The sequence below is a fragment of the Azospirillum sp. A1-3 genome (assembly GCF_023806445.1).
Taxonomy (GTDB): Bacteria; Pseudomonadota; Alphaproteobacteria; order Azospirillales; family Azospirillaceae; genus Azospirillum.
Map to the genome: position 1 here is coordinate 1 of NZ_JAMSLU010000008.1, position 23,100 is coordinate 23,100.

Consider the following 23,100-nt stretch of genomic DNA (forward strand, 5'->3'; position numbering starts at 1 on the left):
ATGATCACCTCGGCGGTGTTGTGCACCTCGCCCAGGCGCTGCTGCCAGCGCTGATAACGGTCGTTGAACTTGTCGTCGCTCTCGTCGGGCCGGCGCGAAGGCTCGGCGCGCTCAAGATAATACTGTTCGCGGAAGACGAACATCACCACGTCGGCGTCCTGCTCGATCGAGCCCGACTCGCGAAGGTCGGCCAGCTGCGGGCGCTTGTCCTCGCGAAGCTCCACCGCGCGGCTTAGCTGCGACAGCGCCACCACCGGCACGTCCAGCTCCTTGGCGATGGCCTTCAGGCCACGGGTGATCTCCGAGATTTCCTGCACCCGGTTCTCCGACCCGCGCGACGACGACCCGCGCAGCAGCTGGAGATAGTCGACCACCACCATGCTGAGGCCGGAGGTCCGCTTCAGCCGGCGGCAGCGCGTGCGCACCGCGGCGACCGACAGGGCCGGCGTGTCGTCGACATAGAAGGGGCAGCGGGCCAGATCCTGGCTGGCCTGGACGAATTTCGGGAAGTCGGTGTCGCGGATCTCGCCGCGGCGGATCTTGTCGCCGGGCACCTGCACCTCGTCGGCGAGGATACGGGTGGCGAGCTGTTCCGCCGACATTTCCAGCGAGAAGAAACCGACCACGCCGCCTTCTTGGCCTGAGGAGCGCATGTGCGCCTTGGCGGCGTTGAAGGCGATGTTGGTGGCCAGCGCCGTCTTGCCCATGGACGGACGACCGGCGAGGATGATCAGGTCCGACGGATGCAGGCCGCCCAGCTTGCGGTCGATGTCGATCAGGCCGGTGGTGACGCCGGTGACGTGGCTGGAGCGGCGGAAGGCCGCCTCCGCCGTCGTGATGGCGTGCTTCACCGACTCGCCGAACGCCACGAAGCCGCCCTGCACGTCGCCGGTGGAGGCGAGGTCGAACAGCTGCTTTTCCGCCTCGCCGATCTGGTCGAGCGCGGTGATGTCGAGGTCGTGGCGGTACGCCTCGTTCACCATGTCGGTGCCGACCTCGATCAGCTGCCGGCGGATGAACAGGTCGTGGATGGTCTTGCCGTAATCGCCGGCATTGACCACGGTGACGACGTTGGCCGCCAGCTCCGCCAGATAGGCGCTGCCGCCTTCCACCGCCAGTTCGGGATCGTTGTCGAACAGGGCCTTCAGCGTGACCGGGTTCGCGATCTGGCCGCGGTCGACCATCTTGGTGATGGCGGCGAAGATGCGCTGGTGGGCCGGGTCGTAGAAATGCTCCGGCCGCAGGAACTCGCCGACCTTCTCATAGGCCTTGTTGTTGACCAGGATCGCGCCCAGCAGCGCCTGCTCCGCCTCCTCGTTGTTGGGGGGGGTGCGGTATTCCGCCGTCGGCTTGACCGCGGCGGAGGGGCGGGGATCGAACAGCGATGAGGTCTGGTTGCTCATGGAGGACACAATATCAGAAACAGAACGCGAACGCTCGGTGAAGGGCGGGGAGCCATCCACAAAAGCTGTGCACAGAAGTTATCCACAAGCTGGGAAGTCTGGGGATAACCGGCGGAAGGGCCGATAGGGCCTCAGAGCTTCATCAGAGCTTCCGGGGCTGGGCCGGCTGGGCGGCGTCCGGCATCCCCTCCAGCGCCTCGAACACGCCGTCGATCTGGTCGGCGACGCGGTAGAGGGCGGAGCGGTCGATGCGGGCGAAGCCCTGGGCGACCATGTGGTCGATCAGGCCCAGCAGCGGGCGCCAGTAGCCGTCGACGTCGGCGATGACGATCGGCTTGTCGTGCAACTGCAGCTGCTTCCAGGTCAGGATCTCGAAGGCTTCGTCCAGCGTGCCCAGCCCGCCGGGCAGGATGACGAAGGCGTCCGACCGCTCCACCATCATGCGCTTGCGGGTGTGCATGCTGTCGACGACATGCAGTTCGGTCAGGCCGGTGTGCTCGATCTCTGCCGACTGGATGTGTTCCGGGATGATGCCGACCACCTCGCCGCCGGCGGCGATGGCGGCGTCGGCGGCGATGCCCATCAGCCCGACCCGGCCGCCGCCATAGACCATGCGGATGCCGCGGCGGGCCAGCCCGTCGCCCAGCGCGTGGGCGGCTTCCTTGTGAACATCGGCGACGCGGCTCGACGCACCGCAATAGACGCAGACGGACGACAGGCTCTTCATCGCGGGTCAACCTTTCTCGCCACCGTCACCCATCGGGGTCGGGGCCGTAAAAAATCTGGCGAATGCCATGGAATATCGGGCGAGGGCGGCGCGTCAACAGCGGCACAGGCACCGTTTAGAACCACGGCATCATCGGGAGGGACCACATGAGCAACCGGGTCGTCAATGTCCTTGCGGCGGCATCCGTCGCCGGTCTGATGTTCGCGCTGTTCGGCATGTCGGCACAGAGCGCCGGCGCCGCCGATCCGGCGGAGCAGGTGAAGGACCGGCAGCAGACCATGAAGAAGATGGGCGGCGGCATGGGCGCGGTCGCCAAGTTCGTGAAGAACGAAGGCGCCACCGCCGAGGATGCGGCCAAGGGGGCGGAAGCCGTGCTGGCGGTGTCCAAGATGGACCCGAAGAAGATCTTCCCCGAAGGCACCGCCGTCGGCGTCGCCGACAGCGCCGCCAAGCCGGAGCTGTGGAAGAACTGGGACGAGGTGCAAAAATACTGGAGCGCCGTCCAGCCGGCGGCCGAGAAGCTGAACGTCGCCCTGAAGAGCGGCGACCGCGCCCAGATCGCCCAGGCGCTCGGCGCCACCTCCAAGACCTGCGGGAGCTGCCACGAGGACTTCCGCGTCAAGAAGAACTGACCGGTGCGGCGCCTCCTGACCGCCGCGTCCGTGCTGCTGCCGCTCGCCCTCGCGGGCGGCGCTGCGCGTGCCGCCGGCCCTCTTCAAACCAGCGGGGCGTCCGCGGACAATGCCGGCAGCGATGCCGTCCAGCGGGGCGCCTACATCTTCAACGCCGCCGGCTGCCTCGGCTGCCACACCGACGAGAAGGGCGGCGGTCAGCCGCTGGCCGGTGGCCGGGCGCTGGCGACGCCCTTCGGCACCTTCCACACCCCCAACATTACGCCGGACCCGGAGAGCGGCATCGGCCGCTGGAGTGACGCCGACTTCATCCGCGCTCTGCGCGAAGGTGTGCGGCCGGACGGCGCCGCCCTGTTTCCGGCCTTCCCCTACGCCAGCTACACGCGGATGACCGACCGCGACCTGCTGGACCTGAAGGCCTATCTGTTCAGCCGGCCGGCGGTGGCGGCCCCGAACAAGCCGCACGACCTGACGCCGCCCTTCTCCTGGCGTTTTCTGCTGCCGGTCTGGCAATGGATGTACCTGACCCCCGGCGCGGTGCCCGACGACCCGGCCAAGCCGCCGGCCTGGAACCGCGGGCGCTATCTGGTCGATGCGCTCGGCCACTGCGCCGAATGCCACAGCCCGCGCACCCCGCTGGGCGGGCTCGACTCCGACCGCTATCTGGCCGGCAATCCGGACGGGCCGGACGGCGACAAGGTTCCGGGCATCACCGGCGCCAAGGGCAAGGGCGGGATCGGTGCCTGGTCGGACGGCGACCTGACGCTGCTCCTGGAGACCGGCCTGACCCCGGACGGCGACGTCGTCGGCGGCGCCATGGGCGAGGTCGTGCGCAACACCACCTCCAAGCTGACGGCCGACGACCGCGCCGCCATCGCCGCCTATCTGAAGACGGTTCCGGCGAAAGAGTGAGTCTTCGGCGCAACAGGCGCCGCTTTGCCGTGGACTCATGATCCTATGGGGCAATCGAGCCCGTTTGGCGGATGGTTCCGCTCCAACGGCGCCATTCTTTTGCGACCTGTCCTTCTGCTATAGTCAGTCATCCTGCCATTGTGGTGGGCCGCCGGATGGGTGCTCAGGTGAAACGAAACGCGTTGTTCGCAGCTTTGGGCGTGGCTCTGATGGGGGGAGCGGCGGCGGTCGCCCTTTGGCCGGGGGCCAAGCCGGTCGAGGCACCGGTGGTTCCAGCGTCCGTTCCGGCTCCCGCCGCACCGGTCCAGACCGCCGCATCGGCGAAGCCCGCCCCCCCGGCGAAGCCCGCCCAAGCCCCGGAACAGGCCAAACCTGCGGCTCCCAGCTTCGACGTGGTGCGGGTGGCGCCCGACGGTGCGACGGTGATGGCCGGCCGCGCCGCGCCGGGGTCGGAGGTGACGGTCACCGACGGCGGCAGCCCGGTCGCTTCGGCGAAGGCCGACCAGCGCGGCGAATGGGTGATGCTGCCCGACAAGCCGCTGGCGCCGGGAACCCGCGAACTCAACCTGACCGAGACCCGTCCGGGCGCCGAAACCCCGGTCCCCGCCGACAAGGTGGTGGTGGTGATGGTGCCCGATCCGGCGCCGAAGCCCGCTGCCGAGTCGGCAACCGAAAGCGCCCCGACCGCGCCGGTCGCGGTGGCGATTCCGCGCGACGGGCTGGCCGGCACACCGCCGACCATGGGCGGCAGTTCGCTGCTGCAGGCCCCGCCGGTGCCGGACAACGGGGCGCCGCCCCCGCCGGGCGGCGTGTCGGTGGAGACGATGGATTACGATCCGGCCGGCCGGGTGGCGTTGGGCGGACGGGCGGCGCCCAACAGCGCGGTCCAGCTCTATCTCGACAACATCCTCGTCGGCAGCGCCCACACCGACCCGAAGGGCAACTGGCGACTGACCCCGGAAAAGCTGATCGACCCCGGCGTCTACACCCTGCGCGCCGATCAGGTCACCCAGGGCGGCAAGGTGGTGGCGCGGGCCGAACTGCCGGTGCAGGTTTCCGCCATGCCGGCGGCCTCCACCGACGGCCGCAACGTGGTCGTCCAGCCCGGCAACAGCCTGTGGCGGCTGGCCCGCCGCACCTACGGCGATGGCATGCTCTACACCACCATCTACACCGCCAACCGCGAGCAGATCCGCAACCCGGACCTGATCTATCCCGGTCAGATCTTCGCGCTGCCGCAGGTGAACTGAGAAAAACGCCTCAATCCTCCGGCATCCGGCCGATGGCGGCCCAGCCGAGCGGGGTGAGGCGCAGCACCTCCGGCCCCTCGCCGGCCGGGTTCGGGTCCAGCGCCACCAGCTCGCGATTCTCGAACCAGGCCCAGCGCGCCACCTCGGCGGTGGTGCCGGGCCAGCCGTCGGCCAGACGCTTCAGAACCTCCAGGTCGGCCGACGCGATGGGGAAGCGCGGCTTGGGCATGATCGCCTTTTTGACGGGCGCGGGGGCCGCCTCCGCCCCGGTTGCCGGCAGCGGCGGGGCGTCGGACCCGGCGCGGGCGCGGATCCAGTCGGTCTGATAGCTGCGGAGCGCCTGTTCCAGCTCCGTGCGCGCGGCCTCCACCGGGCAACGCAGATAGGCGTCCAGCAGGGCGTGCAGCGTGTTCGTCGCGTCGGTCATGTCCGTCACCAAATTCCCGTCAAAGCGTCCCGTCATATCGTCTGGGGCCGGGCCGCCGTCACAGCCATCCCATCCGCCGGAAGCGGACATACAGCACGGCGCAGACCGCAATGATCAGCGCCAGCACCGCCGGGTAGCCGTAGCGCCAGTGAAGCTCCGGCATATGCTCGAAGTTCATTCCGTACAGGCCGGCGACGGCCGTCGGCACGGCGAGGATGGCGGCCCAGGCAGCCAGCTTGCGCGTCACGTCGTTCTGCCGCGCCGTCGCCAGGATCATACTGGTTTCGAAGGCGAAGGACAGCACCTCGCGCAGCGAGCCGATCTGCTCGTTGACGCGGATCACATGGTCCTGAACGTCGCGGTAATAGGGGCGGATTGCCGGGTCGATCATCGGCAGATCGAAGCGCTCCAGCCGCGAGCAGACCTCCAGTAGGGGCGAGGCGTTGCGGCGCAGCCGCTCCAGGTCGCGGCGCAGCTGGTGGATGCACTCGATCTCCGCCATGCTGGGCGGGCGGGCGATCAGCAGGGCGTCCAGCTCGTCCGCCGTGGCGGCCATCTGGTCCACCACCGGGAAGTAACAATCCACCACATAATCCATGATGGTATAGACGATGAAGTCCTCGCCATGCTTCAGCAGATGCGGCGCGCTTTCCGCCCGCGCCCGCACTGGCGAATAGCTGGTCGAGGCGCCGTGCCGCACGGTGACGACATAGCCGCGGCCGGCGAAGACATGGGTCTCCCCCAGCACCAGCTCGCCTTTTTCCAGCCGGGCGGTACGCAGGACCATGAAGAGGCTTTCGCCATAGATGTCCACCTTCGGCCGCTGGTGGGCGTGCAGCGCGTCCTCCACCGCCAGCTCATGCAGGCCGAACTGCTGCTTCACCTCCATCAGCAGCGCTTCATCAGGCTCCCACAAGCCGATCCAGACGAAGTGACCCTCCTTTGCGGCCCAGGCGCCGGCCTCGGCGATCGGCACGTCGGCGATGCGCCGGCCCTGGCAATAGGCGGCGCTCGCCACCACCGCATTGTGGGGGGCGTTGTGGGGGTGGCTGGGGTCCGGCGGCAGCGTCATGGAAATGAAAACCGGGTGGGAGGCGGCAGGTCGGCGTCACTCTAAAGAGGTTCCCCGGCAGCGTCGACGGATCCGGCGGCACCGCCTGGGCTGACCGGCCGCCTCAGGTGTTGTTGCTGCCAAGGACCAGCTTCGGAAGAGGGTAGGGCGATGTTCCAGTCGGCGGCGCGCGGGATGTATCTGCTGGCGGCGGTGACGCTCAGCCTGTTCTCCCTGCTGTTCATCGGCCTGTCCGCCCTGACGGTGTTCGAAGGGATGGTGGCGCTGGACAGTGCCGCCCTGACCTCGGCCATGCTCGACGGGGTGGGGATGATCGTGCTGGCCATCGCCGTGTTCGAGATCGCCAAATACCTCTACGAGGAGGAGATCGTCCGCGAACGCGAGCTGCGCCGCGCCGACGAGGCCCGCCGCACCCTGACCAAGTTCCTGACCACCATCATCATCGCCGCCAGCCTGGAAGGGCTGGTCCTGGTGTTCGAGGCCCGCACCAGCGAGATTTCCGCCATCGTCTATCCGGTGATGCTGCTGGGGGTGGTCACGCTGCTGGTGGTCGGGCTGGGTGCCTTCCAATGGCTGGCACGCCGGGCCGAGAGCATCCATGTCGACCCCCGGGCCTCCGAAGCCGACGAGGCGGAGGAGGACAAGCGTTCGGAGGCCTGAACCGGCACGGCATAGGCGGACATGGCGGGATCCCGACCCCGTAAAGTCCGCCTTTCGCAATGATTGACCCGCCCATACCGCCTGCGCCAAGCTTGCCGCCGTCCAAGGTGGTGAGGGAGATGGGGCATGGCCCGCGATACGGGCAACTACACGGCCGTCTACGGCTTTCCGGAATCGGCCGATGCCGCGCGCCGCCTCGCCGGGGTGCTCGACATCCCCTGCCACATTGCCGAGCTGCACCGCTTCCCCGACGGCGAGAGCCTCGTCCGCCTGCCGGAGCCGGTGGAGCGCGCCATCGTCTACCGGTCGCTCGACCGGCCGAACGACAAGCTGGTGGAGCTGACGCTCGCCGCCTCGGTCCTGCGGCGCCAGGGGGCGACCGACCTCTGTCTGGTGGCGCCCTATATGGCCTATATGCGCCAGGACGCCGTCTTCCGGCCCGGCGAGCCGGTCAGCCAGGCGGTGGTCGGCGAGTGGCTCGGCCGCTGCTTCGACCGCTTCGTCTGCGTCGAGCCGCACCTGCACCGCACCCACACGCTGGACGAGGTGTTCGTCGGCCGCCCCTCCGTCGCGCTGAGCGGCGCCGCGCCCATCGCCGCGCATCTGCGGGCCGCCGGCGTGGCCCCCGGCACCGTCGTCATCGGTCCCGACGAGGAGTCCGCCCCGCTGGTGGAGGCGGTGGCCGGGCCGCTCGGCCTCACCGGCATCGTCGGCCGCAAGGAGCGGCGTGGCGACCGCGACGTGACGGTGGCGCTTCCCCCCGATGCGCCGATCCATGGCCGGCCGGTGGTGATCGTCGACGACGTCATCAGTTCCGGCGAGACGATCTTTTCCTGCGCCCGGGCGGCGCGGGTGCTGGGAGCGGAGCGGGTGCAGGTCTACGGCGTCCATGCCCTGTTCAGCGACATCGTCGCCGAACGCTTCGCCGCGGAAGGACTCGGCCGCCCGCTGTCCTGTGACGGCGTGCCGCATCCGTCCAACTCCCTGTCCCTCGGCAGCCTGATCGCAGACGCCGTCAAGTCTTTCGCAATCCAATGAGAAAGGAGGCGGGTGCGACCATTGTGCCCGCCCTTTCGCCGCCATTCGTCGGATTCTATGACCATGGTGGGTTGCGTTTTATGACAATTTTTATATAACTGTCGCAAATTCAGTGCGGCGTCATGCTGATTGTGCGCCGCATCATCTGTATGGGTGGGCGACATGGCGGGCGATGGGCGGACGGGTGGCCGGGCAGGGGTCGATGCGGGCTTCTTCGGGCTCGAGGCGGAGGAGCGCGGGCTTCTCGCCAGCATGGGGCGGTTGATCGACCGCAGTCTGCCGGACCTGTCGGAGCGCTTCTATGCCCACCTGTCCCGCTGGCCGGAAACCCGTGCCCTGCTGGACGCCCACGGCGATCTGTCCGGGCAGAAGCGCCGGCAGGCCGATCACTGGCGCCTGATGTTCCAGGATGCCGGCTCGCCCGAGCATGAGGCGCGCTGCCGTGCCGCAGGCGAGGCGCACAGCCGCATCGGTCTCGACTCCTCCTGGTACATCGGCGCCTATGGCGTGGTGCTCAGCGACCTGCTGGCGCTGGTCCAGGGGGCGCTGCGCTGGCGCCCGGCCATGGCGCGGCGCGCGGTGGCGGCGGTGGCCCGTGCCGTTTCCTTCGACATGGACCGGACGCTTGCCGGTTATGGCCTGTCGGCGGCGGGTGCGGGCGGGCAGGGCTGCGGCCGCGCGCTGGGCGACTTCGCGTCGTCGCTGATGGACCGGACCATCGAGGTGGCGATGGCGATCAACGACGCGGCGGTCGCCAATGCCCAGATGGTCGGGCAGCTGCGCGCGGTCGATCACGAATCCCAGGGCATCGCCACCGCGACCGAGGAGACGGTGACCGGCATCCAGGAGATCTGGGCGCGCAGCCGCGACGTCGCCGCCCTGGCCGGACAGGCGCAGACGGTGACCGCTGAGGGTGGCCGCACCGTGCAGGAGGCGGTCGTCCGCATGGAACAGATCGCCGGCGCGGTGGAAGGCGCGGCGATGCGGGTCGGCGAACTGTCGATCGCCTCCGAACGCATCGCGGAGATCGTCTCCACCATCGAGGCGATCGCCAAGCAGACCAACCTTCTCGCCCTCAACGCCACCATCGAGGCGGCCCGCGCCGGGGAGGCCGGAAAAGGCTTTGCCGTCGTGGCGAGCGAGGTGAAGAGCCTGTCCAACCAGACCGCCCGCGCGACCGAGGACATCCGCCTGCGCATCGATTCCCTGAAGGCGGAGATGGGCGCCATCGTCGCCTCGATGGAGGACGGCACCCGCGCCGTCGCCGCCGGGCAGGCGGCGATCCGCGCGGTCAGCGACCGCATGAGCGACATCGGCGACCATATCGGCCGCACCGAACAGCGCATGTCCGACATCGCCAGCATCCTGACCCAGCAGTCGGCCGCCGCCAATCAGGTGGCTTCCGGCACCTCCCGCATCGCCGAGAGCAGCGCGTCGAACAGCGCCGCCATCCTGCGCAGCGTCCAGGCGACGCGCGGCGTCGAGACCCTGCTGGGCAACCAGCTGAAGCAGCTGATGGAACAGGACATCCCCGGCAAGATCGTCAAGATCGCCAAGGTCGACCACGTCATCTGGAAGAAGCGGCTGGCCGACATGCTGGTCGGGCTGGAGACCCTGCGCCCGGACGAGCTGGCGAGCCACGAGGCCTGCCGGCTGGGCAAGTGGTATTACGGCCCGTCGTCGATGGCCTACCGCGCCCATTCGGCCTTCGTCCGGCTGGAGGCCCCGCACCGCCGGGTCCACGACCACGGCAAGGCCGCCGCCCGCGCCTTCGCCGACGGCGACATGGACCGCGCGCTGGCCGGAGTGGCGGAGGTGGAGCGCGCCTCCCAGGAGGTGATCGCCCTGCTCGACGAGCTCGACAAGGCCGGGCTGGCGGGCGGTGCGACGCCGGCTGCGGCGGTGGGCTTCTGACCCGGCTGCCGGTAACACTAACGATAGGGGAAGGAACTGGTGTAGTCTGGCGGGGCAGCCGCCACGGGAGGCTGTCCGGTGTTGGCGATGCGATGATGACGCGATGATGACGATGCGCGGGGGCGGTCGGTTGAGCGGAGGCGTGTGATGTCGAAGGTGACGGACGTCGTGCTTCGGATGTCCCGCAAGCTGACCGAGGACATCGCCACCCTGGGTCGCCTGCGCGCCGCCGGAAAGCCCAAGACCTTTCCGCGATTCCGCGAGATCCGGGCGGCCTATCTGGACATCCAGGGGCTGATCTTCTCGATCCAGGAAAGGCTGGAGGCCGCCGGGAAGGAGCTGCCGCCGAACTTCCCGCAATGGGTCATCCGGCAGAAGCTGAGCGCCATCGCCATCTTCACCGACATCAGCCATTCCTTCGTCAGCGACCCGCCGCTGGCGCTGACCGCCTCGCTGGGCGCCTTCGACGTGCTGGTGGCGGAGCAGAAGGCCTTCAACGAAACGCTGCACACCTTCGACACCATGCTGATGGAAGCCGGCATCGACGACAGGATGGCCGACGAACTGGACGCCACCCGCACCAAGATCGAGCAGATCCTGGGCATGATCGAACAGCTCCTTCTGACCAGCCCGAAGATCCTAGAGGAGTTCTGATGCCGGAGCCGGCAGCCGAGTCCAAGGCCGATCCCAAGGCCGATCCTGGGCGGGATCCCCTTGCGGAAAGCCCGCCGGCCGCTGCTCCGGAACCCTCCCTTCGCCGCTTCCTTCGCAATCTGAACTTGCCGGTGGCCGTTCCCGTTCTGGCTTTGATTGCCGGTGCGGGGCTGTCCGTGGTGGCCATGCTCCACTCCGGCCGCCTGCTGCGCCTGGAGGAGGAGCATCGCTTCGCCGCACGGGTCGAGGAAATCCACGGCCAACTGGCCGACCGCCTGCGGGTGTACGAACAGGTGGCGCGCAGCGCCGCCTCGCTGGCGATGACCTTTCCCGACCTGCATTGGACGCAGTGGAGCCGCTTCGTCGAGGCGCTGGACATGCCGCGGCGCTATCCCGGCATCATCTCCATCGCCTATGCCCGCGCGGTGGCGGCCGACCGGGCCGGCGATCTGGTGGCGTCGATGCGGGCGGCCGGCCTGCCGGACTTCCGCATCTGGCCGGAGACGGCGGGGGCGGAGCGCGTGGTCAACATCTTCGCCGCCCCGGTCAACGAAGGCAACGCGCGGGCCATCGGCTTCGACATGATGTCGGAGGCGATCCGGCGATCCGCCATCGAACGGGCGCGCGACAGCGGCGAGCCCGCAGCCACCCGCGCCATCACGCTGAAGATCGACCAGGCGGCCGGGGTCGGCCCTTCCTTCATCCTCTATCAGGCCACCTACCGCGGCGATCCGCTGCCGCCGTCGCTGGAGGCGCGGCGTGCGTCCTTCACCGGCGTGGTGCTGACCCCGGTCAGGATCGGCCCGCTGGTGAACGGGCTGATCGACGCGAACCGCCAGGACACCGGCATCGAGATCTACGACGTGCCGCCGGCGGATGCCGAGTTTCCGCTGTACCGCAGCCGCCGCCCGCTGGACGCCACGCCCGTCCTCAGCCTGACGCGGGAACTGCCGGTCGGCGGGCGGGTGTGGACCGTCCGGTACGACAGCCTGCCCGATGGCCTGTTCACCGCGCAGCACTGGGTGCCCGGCGCGCTGCTGGCCGGCGGGCTGGCTCTCAGCTTCGCGCTGTCGCTGGTGCTGCGCATGGCGTTGGTGACCCATTCCCGTGCGGTGGAGCTGGCCGGGGAGATGACGGCCTCGCTCCGCCTGCAGGAGGCGGAGCGGCAGCAGCTGTTCACCCAGGCGCCCTTGGGGATCGCGCTGGTCGGCACCGACGGGCTGGTGATGGACTGCAACCCGGCCTTCGCCGTCGCCGCCGGCCTGCCCCGGCAGGAGCTGCTCGGCACCGACCTGCGCCTGCGTTTCAGCGATCAGGCCTCGGTCTTCGCGCTGGAGGCGGCGCTGCAGGGCGAGAGCGGCAAGCTCGAATCCGACCAGCCCCTGCTGCTGGGTGGCCGGCGCAGCCATTTCAGCCTGCATTTCCAGCCGGTCACCGCCGACGGCGCGCTGAAATTCGTCCTGGCCTTCGCCGAGGACATCGGCGAGAAGCGCCGGGCCGAGCAGCACATCCAGTATCTGGCCCATTTCGACGCGCTGACCGGCCTGCCCAACCGCGTCCTGCTGTACGACCGCATCGCCCAGGCCCTGCGCGAGGGGCGGCGCGACGGCACCAAGGTGGCGGTGCTGTTCATCGACCTCGACCGCTTCAAGGTCATCAACGACAGCCTTGGCCATAGCTTCGGCGACGAGGTGCTGCGGTCGGTGGCGCGCCGCCTCCAGGCGGGCCTGCGCGAATCCGACACCGTCGGCCGGCTGGGCGGCGACGAGTTCCTGATCGTCGTCCGCCGGGTGGCGGAGCCGAACGACGCCGCCCGCGTCGCGGAAAAGGTGGTTGCGCATCTGGCCAGCCCCTTCGCGGTCGGCGGCCAGAATTTCGTGGTGACGCCCAGCATCGGCATCAGCCTCTACCCCGACGACGCCGAGGATCCCGAAGGTCTGATCCGCTGCGCCGACATCGCCATGTACCATGCCAAGGAGCAGGGCCGGAACGGCTTCCGCTTCGTCACCAAGGAGATGGGCGCCAAGTCGCGCGAACGCATGGACCTGGAGGGCAGCCTGCGCGAGGCAATCCGCGCTGGTCAGCTGTTCCTGGTCTACCAGCCGCAGGTCGACACCCTGACCGGCCGCATCGTCGGTCTGGAGGCGCTGATCCGCTGGCGCCATCCCGACGAAGGGCTGATCCTGCCCGGCCGTTTCCTGCCGGTGGCGGAGGAGACGGGTCTGGTGCTGGCGATGGGCGACTGGGTGCTGTTCGAGGCCTGCGCCCAGATCCGGCGCTGGCGCACCCGCTTCGACCTGTCGATCCCGGTGGCGGTCAACGTTTCCGGCGCCCAGTTCCGCGACGGCCAGCTTCCGGCCAAGGTCGCCCGCGCGCTGGACGCCAACGGCCTGAGCGGCCCGGAGCTGGAGATCGAGGTGACGGAAAGCACGCTGATCGACGACGTCGAATCGGCGGCGGCGACCCTGGCGGCCTTGAAGCAGCGCGGAGTCCTGATCGCGCTGGACGACTTCGGCACCGGCTATTCCAGCCTCAGCTATCTGCACCGTCTGCCGATCGACAAGCTGAAGATCGACCGGTCCTTCATCCACGACCTGTCGACCGGCGCCAGCGACTCCTCCGTCCCCCGCGCCATCGTCGGCCTGGGCCGCAGCCTGGGCCTGTCGGTGATCGCCGAGGGGGTGGAGACGCAGGAACAGCTGCAACTGCTGCGCGACCTCGCCTGCGAAAGCTACCAGGGCTTCCTGTTCAGCCGCCCCATCCCGGTCGAGGAGGTGGAGCGGCTGCTGGAGAAGATGTCGGCCGTGGCGCAGACGGTTTCGGCGGAGTGATGGGTGACATCTTCATGTGGCCGCTTTTGACCCGAAGCGGTCATCAGGGCTCGCGATATCAGGTGTTTTAGCCTTCGAGAACGCTTGCAATCGAGCGTCGGAGCAGTTAACGGATATACAGTTTGACTGTACATCTTCTAACCGTTCTTGAGAGGCCGAGCATGACGATCGACAATAAGGAGTTGGTTCGCCGCTTCAACATCGAGGTCATTCAGAACGGCAATGAAGCCGCATTCAACGCATTGATGGCGCCGGACTTCATCAATCACGCCGCACCCCAGGGTATGCCTAACGGTCCGGAAAGCATGTGGAACACCTTCCAGAACATTCTTCGGCCCGCCCTATCGGGCTTGAGGGTGACAATCCATGACCAGATCGCCGAGGGTGACAAGGTCACCACCCGCAAGACAATCAGCGGCGTTCACTCCGGTACACTGGCTGGGATTCCTGCGACAGGACGTGACGTTACCATCGACGTTATAGATATCGTGCGTGTTCGGGACGGCAAATATGCTGAGCATTGGGGCTTGAACACTCTGTCAAATGTTCTTGCTTCACTGTCAAAGGCGTGATCCGGACTAGCAAAGCCGTCCGATAATAGGAATTGCGGCTTCAAGCGTCCGTCTATCCTCTTCGGACAGACGTTCCTCTATCAGAACGGCGATCTTCGATGTCCTGGCTTCGCGGGAGCGAGACAATCCCTCTCGCCCCTTTTCGGTGATCGATAGAAGTTGGCTGCGCCCGTCCGCTGGATTGGGCAATCTACAAACCAAGCCCTCGGTTTCAAGCTGAGCGGTCACCAGTCGCATACTTTGATGCCGGACATTACGGCTGTTCGCTAGTTCGGCGACACTCAACGGACCGCTTTTTTCAAGAAGCAGCAGGGTTTCAGACTGAGATGTCGTTGGCGTATCTGTCTCATTCCTCACGCTACGTACGAATTGACTGATAGTATCGCGCAGCCTTTCTGCAAGTGCCAGCGCAGTGGCTTCTTCTTTGGAGAAGGCTTTATCGTTGGTCATTTGCTTTCTCTGTCCTTGTGAAAATGCGTTGTACCTTCCCAATAACCCGGGCGCAACCGAAGTGAAACAGCATCGGCCGTTATGACCGCTCCTGGCGCTTTGCGGACGTTATCACTAAAGCACCGCAAGCTTGACACCGGGCCAATGTCAAACCGCCAGTTTCCCCAGTCGGCCACCCTCCGCGTTTGCAAAACCCCGACATCGCAGGAAAATTTTCCTGTAAACTCCCCCGCAAGCCCCCGCTTGTGGAGTTACGCCATGCCCGTCGATCCCCGTGCCTTCGCCGACGACCGTTACCCCTGCTGGGCCGAAGAGCCGCCGGTGCCCTCCGAAGGCTCGCTGGTTCCCGGATCGCAGTTCCATGACGAGCAATGGATCATGGCCGCCGGCATGCTGGCGCGCGGCAACAGCTTCCTGCAGGTCTCGCGCGCCATGGGCTGCAGCCGCACCACGCTCTGGCGCGCCTATTACGGCTCCAAGGATTTTCGTCACAGGGTGTGGTGGGAACGGCAGGCGCTGAACCGCGAAGCCGAGCTGCGCCTGTCCTCGATCCGCGCCCTGGTGGCCGAGCAGATCGAGCGGCTGGTCTCCGCCGGCGATCCGGCAACGGTGCGCTGGCTGGCCGAGCGGCTGGGGCTGTTCGCCGGCCTCGACCTTCCGGCAGCGAGGCCGCAATCCTCACGGCCCGACCTTGCGGCCGCCGCTGAAACGCCCGCTCCCAGGCCGTCCGCCCCCAGGCCGGAAGACCCGCCCGCCGTCACCGTCCCGGAACTTGACGACGATCTCCCCGGCGCGCTCCGCGAGCGCATGCCCCCCGATCCGCACGCCGTTGCCGCCATCCTCGCCCGCCCGGAATCCGCCGGCCCGAAGGGGGTCTTCCCCTGGACCCTCAACCAGTATGAGCCTTACCCCAACCTCAACCCCGGCCCGGTGAGCCGCCGCGCCGCCGGTGCCTTCTCCGGTCGCCGCTAGAGGGACCGGTAGATGGAACATCCGCCGAAACCTGTTCCACGCCGTTCCATCCGCCGCTCCCGCGGTCAGAAACGCAACCCGTCCTGTCCACCCATCAGATCCAGCGTCGCCAGCGCCATCACCTGGGCGGATTGCACCATGTCGTCGATGCCGACCCATTCGTCGGGCTGGTGGGCAAGGTCGAGAATGCCGGGGCCGTAGGCGATGCAGTCCTTCAACTGGCCGACGCGCACCACATGCTTCTGGTCATAGGTGCCGGGGGAAACCACATGCTGCGCCGGGCGGCCCAGCACCGTTTCGATGGCGGCGGCCACCGCCCGCACCACCGGCGCGTCGGCGTCGGTCATCGTCGGCAGGAAGGCCAGCACCTCGCGCAGCTCATACGCGAAGCCGGGGCGGGTGCGGCGCAGATCCTCCAGGATGGCGACGATCTCGCCGCGCACCGCCTCGGGGTCCTCCTCGATCAGGTACCGGCGGTCGATCACCATGCGGCAGCGGTCGGGCACCATCGGGCTGGGCAGGCCGCCATGGTCCTCGGGCTGGCCGCCATGGATGGCGTTGATGTTGATGGTGGACTGGCGCGCCCCCTCCGGCACCACCGGCATGTCGGTTCGCTTGGCGGCGAGGCGGGGGATCAGCTCGGTCTCGATCCGGTGCAGCACGGCGCCCATGTGGCGCACCGCGCAGTTGCCGAGGAAGGGCATGGAGCCGTGGGCGACGCGGCCCTTGGTCTCGATCTCCGCCCACCAGACGCCGCGATGGCCGATGCAGACGCGGTCGACGTTCAGCGGCTCCGGAATGATGACGTGGTCGACGCGCGGGCGGGAGAAATAGCCGAGCTTCGCCAGATGCCCGACGCGGCCATAGCCGCCGGATTCCTCGTCCACCGTGCCGGAGATCTCCAGGGCGCCCGCCGTCAGCAGCCCTTCCTCCAGCAGCGATTCCACGGCGATGATCGACGCGGCGATGCCGCCCTTCATGTCGCAGGCGCCGCGGCCATAGACCCGGCCGTCCTTCACCACCCCGCCGAAGGGATCGACGGTCCAGCCCTGGCCGGCCGGCACCACGTCGATATGGCCGTTGAAATGGACGCAGGGTCCCGGTCGCGGTGCCTCGATGCGGGCGACGACGTTGGTGCGCGGATAGCGGTCGCTGTCGCCGGCCGCCCCCTCCGCCCGCACATACTCGACATCGAATCCGCGCGCCGCCAGCCGCCGGCCGATCAACTCGGCGCAGTCGGTATAGACGTCGCCGGGCGGGTTGACGGTGGGGATGCGGATCAGATCCTGCGTCAGCGCGACCAGATCGTCGCGCCGCGACTCGATCCGGCGGAACAGCAGCTTGGTTGCGGCGTCGGTGTCGGAACGCATGGCCTCTCCCGCGGCAAGGACGGGTTCAGTGTCACCGCAAGCGGATGGTTCGTCCACCCCGCCTTTCGGGGACCATCATGGTGCAGCGCACTTTCCCGCATCGGCGGGGACCGCTACAGTCGCGGCGCCCCTCAGCGGAGAAGCTTTCCATGACCGTCACGCACCCCATCGGGCTGAGCGCCCCGACCCTGGCCGACCCGGTGATCGCCGAGGCAGCGGCCCGCTTCGTCGCCGCCCGCCGCGACGCGGCCGGCCTTGCCGATTTCCCCGGCCCGCTGCCGGCCGACCTCGCCACCGCCTATGCCATCCAGGCGACGGCGACCGCCTCCTGGCCCGACGAGGTCGCCGGCTGGAAGGTGGCGCGGGTGCCCCCGGCGCTGGAGGAGACGCTGGGTGCCATGCGCTACATCGGTCCGATCTTCGCCCGCACGGTTTCGGCCGCCAATGGCGGGCCGCTGAGCTTCCCGGTCATTCCCGGCGGTTTCGGCGCGGTGGAGGCGGAGTTCGCGGTGCGCATCGCCGCCGACGCCCCCGCCGACAAGCTGGACTACAGCCCGGCGGAGGCCGCCGCCTTCATCGCCGCCGTCCATGCCGCCATCGAGGTGGCGGGCGGGCCGCTGGCGCCGGTCAACACGCTCGGCCCCACCGCCTCCACCTCCGTCTTCGGCAACAACACCGGCCTGATCGTCGGCGAGGAGATCGTCGGCGGCGTCGAGGGCGCCGATACCCTTCGCGCCGAGGTGCTGATCGACGGCCAGAGCGTCGGCGTCGGCAGCGCCGCCAAGCTGCCGGGCGGCATCGCCGCCGCGGTCGCGGTGGCGTTGGGCATGGCGGCTCGGCTCGGCCGGCCGCTGAAGGCCGGGCAGTGGGTGTCCACCGGCGCCCTGACCGGCGTTCACTCCATCGCCATCGGTCAGCAGGCGCGCATCACCTTCACCGGACTGACGCCGATGTCCGGCACCGCCGTCGCGGCCGATCCGGCTTGACCGGCGTCTCCCAACCAATCACCGGATCCACGGCCTTGTCCCAGTCCAGCCTGCCCTCCGAAGCCGCCGCGACGCGGTTCCTGCCGCCGGTCCAGATGCTGGTCGGGCTGGGCCTTGCCGTCGCCGGGGTGATCGCCTTCTCGCTGCGGCCGGTCATCATCAAGCTGGCCTACCGCTACAACGTCGATCCGGTCACCCTGATCATGCTGCGCATGGTCTTCGCGTTGCCCTTCTTCCTGGCCATGGCTCTGTGGTCGAGTGGCCGGAAGGGAGAGCGGGCGCCGATCGCCGGACGCGACCTCGCCCTGACCGTGGCGCTGGGCATCACCGGCTATTACGCCGCCAGCTTCTGCGATTTCCTCGGTCTGCGCTATGTCTCGGCCGGGATGGGGCGGCTGCTGCTGTTCCTCTACCCGACCATCGTCGTGATCCTGTCGGCCCTGTTCCTCGGCAAGCGCATCGGCCTGCGCGAGGTGGTGGCTCTGGTGGTCTCCTACGCCGGCGTCGCCCTGGTGGTGTGGTCGGAGGTCGGGACCGGCCATCCCGACTTCATGACCGGGGCCGGATTGGTCTTCATGGGCGCCTTCCTCTATTCGATCTATCTGGTCGGCAGCAGCCGGGTGGTGCAGCGGATCGGCTCCATGCGCTTCACCGCCTATGCGATGACGGCGGCCTGCCTGTGCTGCATCCTGCAGTTCCTGGTGCTGCGGCCCCTGTCAGCGCTCGACCTGCCGCTGCCGGTCTATTGGCTGTCGGTGGTGATGTCGGTGGTCTGCACCGTGCTGCCGGTTCTGATGACGGCGGAGGCGCTGCGGCGGGTCGGCCCCAATCTGGTGGCACTCAGCGGCGCCATCGGCCCGGTCGCCGCCGCCGTCTTCGGCTATCTGGCGCTGGCGGAGCCGATGGGCTGGCTGCAGCTGGCCGGCGCCGCCCTGACCGTCGCCGGCGTCATGATCATCAGCCTGTGGAGAACCGCCTGATCCCGCATTTTTCATGGAATAACCGCCGCCCCGCCGCCGTCCCAATCCAAAGCCATTGGGAAAGGGACGAGCGATGACGAACCATGCCACCGCCTACGAGACCGGTGCCGCCACCGGCTGGCAGGATGCTCTGCTGCTGGCGGCCCGCGTGCTGCTAGGCGCCATCTTCGTGCAGAGCGGCTTCGGCAAGCTGATGGCGCTCGGCGGCTTCATCGCCGGAATGGAGAGCCAGGGCGTGCCGATGGCCACGATCGTCGCCCCCATCGGCGCGCTGGTCGAGGCGTTCGGCGGGCTTGCCATCGTGCTGGGCGCCTGGACCCGGCTGGCGGCGCTGGCGGTCGCGGCCTTCACCGTCGCCGCAACCCTGATCGCCCACCGCTATTGGGACGCCGCACCCGACGCCATGAAGATGCAGCAGATCCAGTTCATGAAGAACCTCGCCATCATCGGCGGCTTCCTGTCGCTGGTGGCGTCGGGGGCCGGGCGCTTCAGCGTCGACGGCTGGCGCGCCCGCCACTGACCTTAAGCCTGGACCTCACTCGTCATACGCCATCAGCGAAATGCTGGGCACGTCGATGCGGTCGCGGCCGTTCAGGAAGGTCAGCTCCACCAGGAAGGCGGCGGCACGGACGTCGGCGCCGACCTGACGCAGCAGGTTGATCGCGGCCACCATGGTGCCGCCGGTCGCCAGCAGATCGTCCAGCACCACAACGCGCTGGCCGGGCTTCACCGCGTCGGCCTGCACCTCGATGGTGTCGGTGCCGTATTCCAGGTCATAGGAATGGGCGATCTTGTCGCCGGGCAGCTTGCCGTGCTTGCGCACCATGATGAAGCCGATGCCAAGCGCCAGCGCCAGCGGGGCGGCGACCAGGAAGCCGCGCGATTCGATCCCGACCAGCAGGTCCGGCTTGTGCGGGCGCACCGCCTCGGCCAACTCGTCGATGGCGGCCTTCCAGGCGGCGCCGTTCGCCAGCAGCGGCGAGACGTCGTAGAACAGAATGCCGGCCTTCGGGAAATCCGGGACGCCGCGGATATGGTCTTTGAAGTTCATCGGAAGTCTTGTCCGTAAAGAATCGTATGCCGGCATGAACGGCCCGGTCGGCCGCCCGGCACTCTAGCGGCTGCCCACCCCGGCGCAAAGCCGGGAATGGACGCTTTGGCGGTGCCGCCATTTTACCGCATGGGGTTGACCATCCGACGATGCTCCGCCACGTTCCAGGCGCACCGGCCAGACGTACCGGTGAATGTGCGGATGCGTGCGGCGGAGCCTGTGGCTGGGACTTTAGCGAAGCATGGGACGGCGGACGAGGCCCGGATCGATGCCGGTCCGGAGGACGGCGGTTGGCGGATCGCCGCCGCCGGACGCTGGACCCTGCATGCTGCCGCCACAGCCTCCGATGCGCTCGACCGCGCACCGAAACCCCAGGAGGGTGCTGCGGTGCGTCTCGACATGGCGCGGGTGGAGGCGCTCGACACCGTCGGCGCCTATCTGCTGAACCGGCTGGCCGACCGCTTGGGGGCGGCGGGCCACACGGTTGCGGTGGTCGGGCTGCGGCCGGACCATGCCGCCCTGTTCGATGCCGTGCGCGATGCCGGCAAGGCGCCGCCGCATCCGATCGAGCGCGAGCATCACCCGATCATCGACATGATCGTCCGCACCGGTGAGACGACGGTGAGCGCCGCCAAGGAAATCCTCGACCTCGTCGGCTTCCTCGGCCTGGTCACCGTCACCTTCGCCCGGCTGATCCTGCGCCCGTCGCGCCTGCGCCTGACCTCCGTCCTGTTCCACATCGAGCAGACCGGGCTGAATGCCCTGCCGATCCTTGGGCTGCTGTCCTTCCTGATCGGCGTGGTGCTGGCCTTCCAGGGGGCGGACCAGCTGAAGCGTTTCGGCGCGGAGCTGTATGTCGTCAATTTGCTGGGCATCTCCGTCCTGCGCGAGATCGGCATCCTGATGACGGCGATCATCGTCGCCGGCCGCTCAGGCTCCGCCTTCACCGCGCAGATCGGCACGATGAAGGTGAACCAGGAGGTCGACGCCATCGGCACCATGGGCCTCGACCCGGTGGAGCTGCTGGTGGTGCCGCGGGCGCTGGCACTGATGATCACCCTGCCGCTGCTGGCCTTCTACGCCGACGTGATGGGGCTGTTCGGCGGGGCGGTGATGGCCTATGCCACGCTGGACATCACCTTCGGTCAGTTCATCCGCCAGCTTCACAGCGCGGTCGGCATCAATACTGTGATCGCCGGGCTGATCAAGGCCCCCGTCTTCGCCCTGGTGATCGCCATGGTCGGCTGTTACGAGGGGCTGAAGGTCTCCGGCAGCGCCGAGAGCGTCGGCATCATGACAACCAAGGCGGTGGTGGAGGGCATCTTCCTGGTGATCGTCATCGACGCGGTCTTCTCCGTCCTCTTCTCCATGCTGGGGGTGTGATGGCCGAAGCTCCCGTCATCCGCGTGCGCGGACTGGTCACCCGCTTCGGACCGCAGACCGTCCATGATGGCCTCGACCTCGACGTCGAGCGGGGGGAGGTGCTGGGCGTTGTCGGCGGCTCCGGCACCGGCAAGTCGGTGCTGCTGAAGGAGATCCTCGGTCTGATCGACCCCGCCGCCGGTCGGATCGAGCTGCTGGGCCACGACACCGCCGAACTGGACCGGGCGGAACGGACGGCGCTGCAGGCCCGCACCGGCGTGCTGTTCCAGAACGGTGCCCTGTTCAGTTCCATGACGGTGGCGGAGAATGTGATGCTGCCGCTGAAGGAGCACACCGACTTGTCCCCGTCGCTGATTGCCGAGGTCGCGCGGGTGAAGATCGCCATGGCCGGCCTGCCGCCCGATGCCGGGACCAAGCACCCGGCGCAACTGTCCGGCGGCATGATCAAGCGCGCCGGTCTGGCCCGCGCGCTGGCGCTCGACCCCGACATCCTGTTCCTGGACGAACCGACCGCCGGCCTCGACCCCATCGCCGCCGCCGCTTTCGACACGCTGATCCAGGGGTTGCAGCGCAGCCTGGGGCTGACCGTCTTCATGGTCACCCACGATCTGGACAGCCTGACCTCGATCTGCGACCGCATCGCCGTGCTGGTCGACAAGAAGATCCGGGTGGGGACCTTGGCCCAGCATCTGGCCGATCCGCACCCGTGGATCCACGATTACTTTCACGGACCGCGCGGCCGCGCGGCTCTCGACGCGAAAGAGCGCAATGACGCTCGGCGACATGAAGAAGACGCCAGGCGTCTTGCGAAAGGGTAGGGGCACGTCATGGAAACCCGCGCCAGCTATATCCTGGTCGGCAGCTTCGTGCTGGCGCTGGTCGCCGGCCTGCTGGTCTTCACCGCCTGGATCGCCAAGGTCCAGTTGGACGAGACGCGCGAGACCTACCGCATCTATTTCACCGGTTCCGTCACCGGGCTGCAGCAGGGAAGCCCGGTGCGCTATCGCGGCGTGCCGGTGGGCACCGTGTCGGACATCCGGCTCGACCCCGACAACGTGACGCGGGTCCGGGTGACGATCGAGGTGCAGAACGGCACGCCGATCATGTCCGATTCCATCGCCTCGCTGGAGGTGCAGGGCATCACCGGCGGCGCTTATGTCCAGATCTCCGGCGGAACGGTGGGGGGCAAGCGGCTGACCGCCACCGATGCCGACGGGGTGCTGACCATCCCGTCGCGGCCCAGTTCGCTGACCGCGGTGGTGGACAGCGCCCCGCAACTGGTCAACCGCTCGCTGGAGGTCATCACCAGGCTTGGCGAGATGCTGAACGGCGAGAACCAGAAGGCGATCGGCGACATTCTGGCCAACGCCCGCACCATCAGTGCCGAGCTTGCCCGTGCCAGCGCCGGCCTTGAGGAAACGATGGCCCAGGCGCGGCGGACGCTGAACGGGTTCGAGACGGTCGGGCCTCAGCTGGACCGCACGCTGGCCCAGACGCACGACACGCTGGCGACGGTGGACGGCACCGCCAAGCAGCTGGGTGGCGAGACGCGCGAGCTATTGCGGTCGCTGAAGCGCACCTCGGACACGCTGAACGGCCTCGTCGCCGAAAATCGTGAGCCGGTGCGCGACTTTACCGCCACGGGCCTGTATGAACTGACGTTGCTGATCACCCAGCTGCGCGATCTGTCGGGTCAGCTGTCGCGGGTGGTCACCCGGATCGAGAACGACCCGTCGAACTTCCTCTTCGGCGGGACGCGGCAGGGCGTGGAGGTGCGTGGGAAATGAGGCGGGCGACGATGGGGCGGGGCGAGGTC

23 protein-coding genes are annotated in these 23,100 nt (G+C 68.3%); 16 read left to right on the top strand and 7 right to left on the bottom strand.

The annotated features are described in order from the left end of the window. Together M5E06_RS33115 and M5E06_RS33120 are read right to left on the bottom strand one after the other, a co-directional pair. Positions 1 to 1,403, bottom strand: a 1,403-nt coding sequence (locus M5E06_RS33115) for a replicative DNA helicase (protein WP_252141903.1), incomplete at its 3' end; no start/stop codon positions are given. A 142-nt stretch (positions 1,404 to 1,545) separates the two neighbouring features. Next, the gene (locus tag M5E06_RS33120; RefSeq protein WP_109151155.1) at positions 1,546 to 2,130 is read right to left on the bottom strand and encodes an LOG family protein; all 585 of its coding nucleotides are present in this window, start codon (positions 2,128 to 2,130) and stop codon (positions 1,546 to 1,548) included. Positions 2,131 to 2,276: 146 nt separating this feature from the next. On the opposite strand from M5E06_RS33120, the gene M5E06_RS33125 reads away from it, so the two are divergent. The 3 genes from M5E06_RS33125 to M5E06_RS33135 all read left to right on the top strand — a co-directional run bounded on the left by M5E06_RS33125 (position 2,277) and on the right by M5E06_RS33135 (position 4,924). Continuing rightward, positions 2,277 to 2,762, top strand: coding sequence for a c-type cytochrome (locus M5E06_RS33125; RefSeq protein WP_109151154.1), 486 nt, complete (start codon positions 2,277 to 2,279; stop codon positions 2,760 to 2,762). 3 nt (positions 2,763 to 2,765) lie between these two features. Continuing rightward, positions 2,766 to 3,674 (top strand): c-type cytochrome, encoded by a 909-nt coding sequence (locus M5E06_RS33130; protein ID WP_252141904.1) that lies wholly within the window; start codon positions 2,766 to 2,768, stop codon positions 3,672 to 3,674. Between the two features lie 167 nt (positions 3,675 to 3,841). Beyond that, positions 3,842 to 4,924, top strand: coding sequence for a LysM peptidoglycan-binding domain-containing protein (locus M5E06_RS33135; protein WP_252141905.1), 1,083 nt, complete (start codon positions 3,842 to 3,844; stop codon positions 4,922 to 4,924). 10 nt (positions 4,925 to 4,934) lie between these two features. Here the strand turns inward: M5E06_RS33135 and M5E06_RS33140 are convergent, their stop codons facing one another. Both M5E06_RS33140 and corA read right to left on the bottom strand, forming a co-directional pair. Beyond that, the gene (locus M5E06_RS33140; protein WP_252141906.1) at positions 4,935 to 5,351 is read right to left on the bottom strand and encodes a hypothetical protein; all 417 of its coding nucleotides are present in this window, start codon (positions 5,349 to 5,351) and stop codon (positions 4,935 to 4,937) included. Between the two features lie 58 nt (positions 5,352 to 5,409). Beyond that, positions 5,410 to 6,423, bottom strand: a complete 1,014-nt coding sequence (gene corA / locus M5E06_RS33145) for a magnesium/cobalt transporter CorA (RefSeq protein WP_252141907.1) — start codon at positions 6,421 to 6,423, stop codon at positions 5,410 to 5,412. A 150-nt stretch (positions 6,424 to 6,573) separates the two neighbouring features. On the opposite strand from corA, the gene M5E06_RS33150 reads away from it, so the two are divergent. From M5E06_RS33150 to M5E06_RS33175, 6 genes are all read left to right on the top strand, one after another. After that, complete coding sequence (locus M5E06_RS33150; protein WP_252141908.1) at positions 6,574 to 7,083, top strand: hypothetical protein; 510 nt, start codon at positions 6,574 to 6,576, stop codon at positions 7,081 to 7,083. Between the two features lie 126 nt (positions 7,084 to 7,209). Continuing rightward, positions 7,210 to 8,121, top strand: coding sequence for a ribose-phosphate diphosphokinase (prs, locus tag M5E06_RS33155; RefSeq protein ID WP_252141909.1), 912 nt, complete (start codon positions 7,210 to 7,212; stop codon positions 8,119 to 8,121). Between the two features lie 162 nt (positions 8,122 to 8,283). After that, a complete protein-coding gene (locus tag M5E06_RS33160; RefSeq protein ID WP_252141910.1) occupies positions 8,284 to 10,035 on the top strand; it encodes a methyl-accepting chemotaxis protein in 1,752 nt (583 codons plus the stop codon). A gap of 147 nt (positions 10,036 to 10,182) precedes the next feature. Then, positions 10,183 to 10,689, top strand: coding sequence for a hypothetical protein (locus tag M5E06_RS33165; RefSeq protein ID WP_109151146.1), 507 nt, complete (start codon positions 10,183 to 10,185; stop codon positions 10,687 to 10,689). Continuing rightward, a complete protein-coding gene (locus tag M5E06_RS33170; RefSeq protein ID WP_252141911.1) occupies positions 10,689 to 13,520 on the top strand; it encodes a bifunctional diguanylate cyclase/phosphodiesterase in 2,832 nt (943 codons plus the stop codon). Before M5E06_RS33165 ends, M5E06_RS33170 begins: the two co-directional genes overlap by 1 nt. A 161-nt stretch (positions 13,521 to 13,681) precedes the next feature. Next, the gene (locus tag M5E06_RS33175) at positions 13,682 to 14,092 is read left to right on the top strand and encodes an ester cyclase (RefSeq protein WP_252141912.1); all 411 of its coding nucleotides are present in this window, start codon (positions 13,682 to 13,684) and stop codon (positions 14,090 to 14,092) included. A 6-nt stretch (positions 14,093 to 14,098) separates the two neighbouring features. On the opposite strand, the gene M5E06_RS33180 is transcribed toward M5E06_RS33175, so the two are convergent. Further along, positions 14,099 to 14,542, bottom strand: coding sequence for a MarR family winged helix-turn-helix transcriptional regulator (locus M5E06_RS33180; RefSeq protein ID WP_252141913.1), 444 nt, complete (start codon positions 14,540 to 14,542; stop codon positions 14,099 to 14,101). A gap of 258 nt (positions 14,543 to 14,800) precedes the next feature. Here M5E06_RS33180 and M5E06_RS33185 point away from each other — a divergent pair, with 258 nt between their 5' ends. Beyond that, positions 14,801 to 15,514 (top strand): hypothetical protein, encoded by a 714-nt coding sequence (locus tag M5E06_RS33185; protein WP_252141914.1) that lies wholly within the window; start codon positions 14,801 to 14,803, stop codon positions 15,512 to 15,514. A gap of 65 nt (positions 15,515 to 15,579) precedes the next feature. Here the strand turns inward: M5E06_RS33185 and M5E06_RS33190 are convergent, their stop codons facing one another. Further along, positions 15,580 to 16,884, bottom strand: a complete 1,305-nt coding sequence (locus tag M5E06_RS33190; protein ID WP_252141915.1) for an acetylornithine deacetylase/succinyl-diaminopimelate desuccinylase family protein — start codon at positions 16,882 to 16,884, stop codon at positions 15,580 to 15,582. A gap of 149 nt (positions 16,885 to 17,033) precedes the next feature. On the opposite strand from M5E06_RS33190, the gene M5E06_RS33195 reads away from it, so the two are divergent. The 3 genes from M5E06_RS33195 to M5E06_RS33205 all read left to right on the top strand — a co-directional run bounded on the left by M5E06_RS33195 (position 17,034) and on the right by M5E06_RS33205 (position 19,370). Then, positions 17,034 to 17,870 carry a 2-keto-4-pentenoate hydratase gene (locus M5E06_RS33195; protein ID WP_252141916.1) on the top strand — a complete coding sequence of 279 codons (837 nt, stop codon included), beginning with the start codon at positions 17,034 to 17,036 and terminating at the stop codon, positions 17,868 to 17,870. Between the two features lie 35 nt (positions 17,871 to 17,905). Then, complete coding sequence (locus tag M5E06_RS33200) at positions 17,906 to 18,850, top strand: DMT family transporter (RefSeq protein ID WP_252141917.1); 945 nt, start codon at positions 17,906 to 17,908, stop codon at positions 18,848 to 18,850. 73 nt (positions 18,851 to 18,923) lie between these two features. After that, positions 18,924 to 19,370, top strand: coding sequence for a DoxX family protein (locus tag M5E06_RS33205; RefSeq protein ID WP_252141918.1), 447 nt, complete (start codon positions 18,924 to 18,926; stop codon positions 19,368 to 19,370). Between the two features lie 15 nt (positions 19,371 to 19,385). Here the strand turns inward: M5E06_RS33205 and M5E06_RS33210 are convergent, their stop codons facing one another. Beyond that, positions 19,386 to 19,901 (bottom strand): adenine phosphoribosyltransferase, encoded by a 516-nt coding sequence (locus M5E06_RS33210; RefSeq protein ID WP_109074629.1) that lies wholly within the window; start codon positions 19,899 to 19,901, stop codon positions 19,386 to 19,388. Between the two features lie 219 nt (positions 19,902 to 20,120). Between M5E06_RS33210 and M5E06_RS33215 the strand changes: the two genes are divergently transcribed. From M5E06_RS33215 to M5E06_RS33225, 3 genes are read left to right on the top strand one after another with little or no spacing between them, the layout of a single operon-like run. Further along, on the top strand, positions 20,121 to 21,284 hold the full coding sequence (locus tag M5E06_RS33215) for an ABC transporter permease (RefSeq protein WP_252141919.1): 1,164 nt from the start codon (positions 20,121 to 20,123) through the stop codon (positions 21,282 to 21,284). Beyond that, complete coding sequence (locus M5E06_RS33220; protein WP_252141920.1) at positions 21,284 to 22,102, top strand: ABC transporter ATP-binding protein; 819 nt, start codon at positions 21,284 to 21,286, stop codon at positions 22,100 to 22,102. Before M5E06_RS33215 ends, M5E06_RS33220 begins: the two co-directional genes overlap by 1 nt. 9 nt (positions 22,103 to 22,111) lie before the next feature. Next, positions 22,112 to 23,071 carry an MlaD family protein gene (locus M5E06_RS33225; RefSeq protein WP_252141921.1) on the top strand — a complete coding sequence of 320 codons (960 nt, stop codon included), beginning with the start codon at positions 22,112 to 22,114 and terminating at the stop codon, positions 23,069 to 23,071. Positions 23,072 to 23,100 lie beyond the last annotated feature (29 nt).

Excerpts from the sequence above, each read along its gene's own strand:
- M5E06_RS33120 (WP_109151155.1), bottom strand. The coding sequence starts at position 2,130 with ATGAAGAGCCTGTCGTCCGTCTGCGTCTATTGCGGTGCGTCGAGCCGC.
- M5E06_RS33125 (WP_109151154.1), top strand. The coding sequence starts at position 2,277 with ATGAGCAACCGGGTCGTCAATGTCCTTGCGGCGGCATCCGTCGCCGGT.
- M5E06_RS33140 (WP_252141906.1), bottom strand. The coding sequence starts at position 5,351 with ATGACCGACGCGACGAACACGCTGCACGCCCTGCTGGACGCCTATCTG.
- corA (WP_252141907.1), bottom strand. The coding sequence starts at position 6,423 with ATGACGCTGCCGCCGGACCCCAGCCACCCCCACAACGCCCCCCACAAT.
- M5E06_RS33150 (WP_252141908.1), top strand. The coding sequence starts at position 6,574 with ATGTTCCAGTCGGCGGCGCGCGGGATGTATCTGCTGGCGGCGGTGACG.
- prs (WP_252141909.1), top strand. The coding sequence starts at position 7,210 with ATGGCCCGCGATACGGGCAACTACACGGCCGTCTACGGCTTTCCGGAA.
- M5E06_RS33160 (WP_252141910.1), top strand. The coding sequence starts at position 8,284 with ATGGCGGGCGATGGGCGGACGGGTGGCCGGGCAGGGGTCGATGCGGGC.
- M5E06_RS33165 (WP_109151146.1), top strand. The coding sequence starts at position 10,183 with ATGTCGAAGGTGACGGACGTCGTGCTTCGGATGTCCCGCAAGCTGACC.
- M5E06_RS33170 (WP_252141911.1), top strand. The coding sequence starts at position 10,689 with ATGCCGGAGCCGGCAGCCGAGTCCAAGGCCGATCCCAAGGCCGATCCT.
- M5E06_RS33175 (WP_252141912.1), top strand. The coding sequence starts at position 13,682 with ATGACGATCGACAATAAGGAGTTGGTTCGCCGCTTCAACATCGAGGTC.
- M5E06_RS33180 (WP_252141913.1), bottom strand. The coding sequence starts at position 14,542 with ATGACCAACGATAAAGCCTTCTCCAAAGAAGAAGCCACTGCGCTGGCA.
- M5E06_RS33185 (WP_252141914.1), top strand. The coding sequence starts at position 14,801 with ATGCCCGTCGATCCCCGTGCCTTCGCCGACGACCGTTACCCCTGCTGG.
- M5E06_RS33190 (WP_252141915.1), bottom strand. The coding sequence starts at position 16,884 with ATGCGTTCCGACACCGACGCCGCAACCAAGCTGCTGTTCCGCCGGATC.
- M5E06_RS33195 (WP_252141916.1), top strand. The coding sequence starts at position 17,034 with ATGACCGTCACGCACCCCATCGGGCTGAGCGCCCCGACCCTGGCCGAC.
- M5E06_RS33205 (WP_252141918.1), top strand. The coding sequence starts at position 18,924 with ATGACGAACCATGCCACCGCCTACGAGACCGGTGCCGCCACCGGCTGG.
- M5E06_RS33210 (WP_109074629.1), bottom strand. The coding sequence starts at position 19,901 with ATGAACTTCAAAGACCATATCCGCGGCGTCCCGGATTTCCCGAAGGCC.
- M5E06_RS33220 (WP_252141920.1), top strand. The coding sequence starts at position 21,284 with ATGGCCGAAGCTCCCGTCATCCGCGTGCGCGGACTGGTCACCCGCTTC.
- M5E06_RS33225 (WP_252141921.1), top strand. The coding sequence starts at position 22,112 with ATGGAAACCCGCGCCAGCTATATCCTGGTCGGCAGCTTCGTGCTGGCG.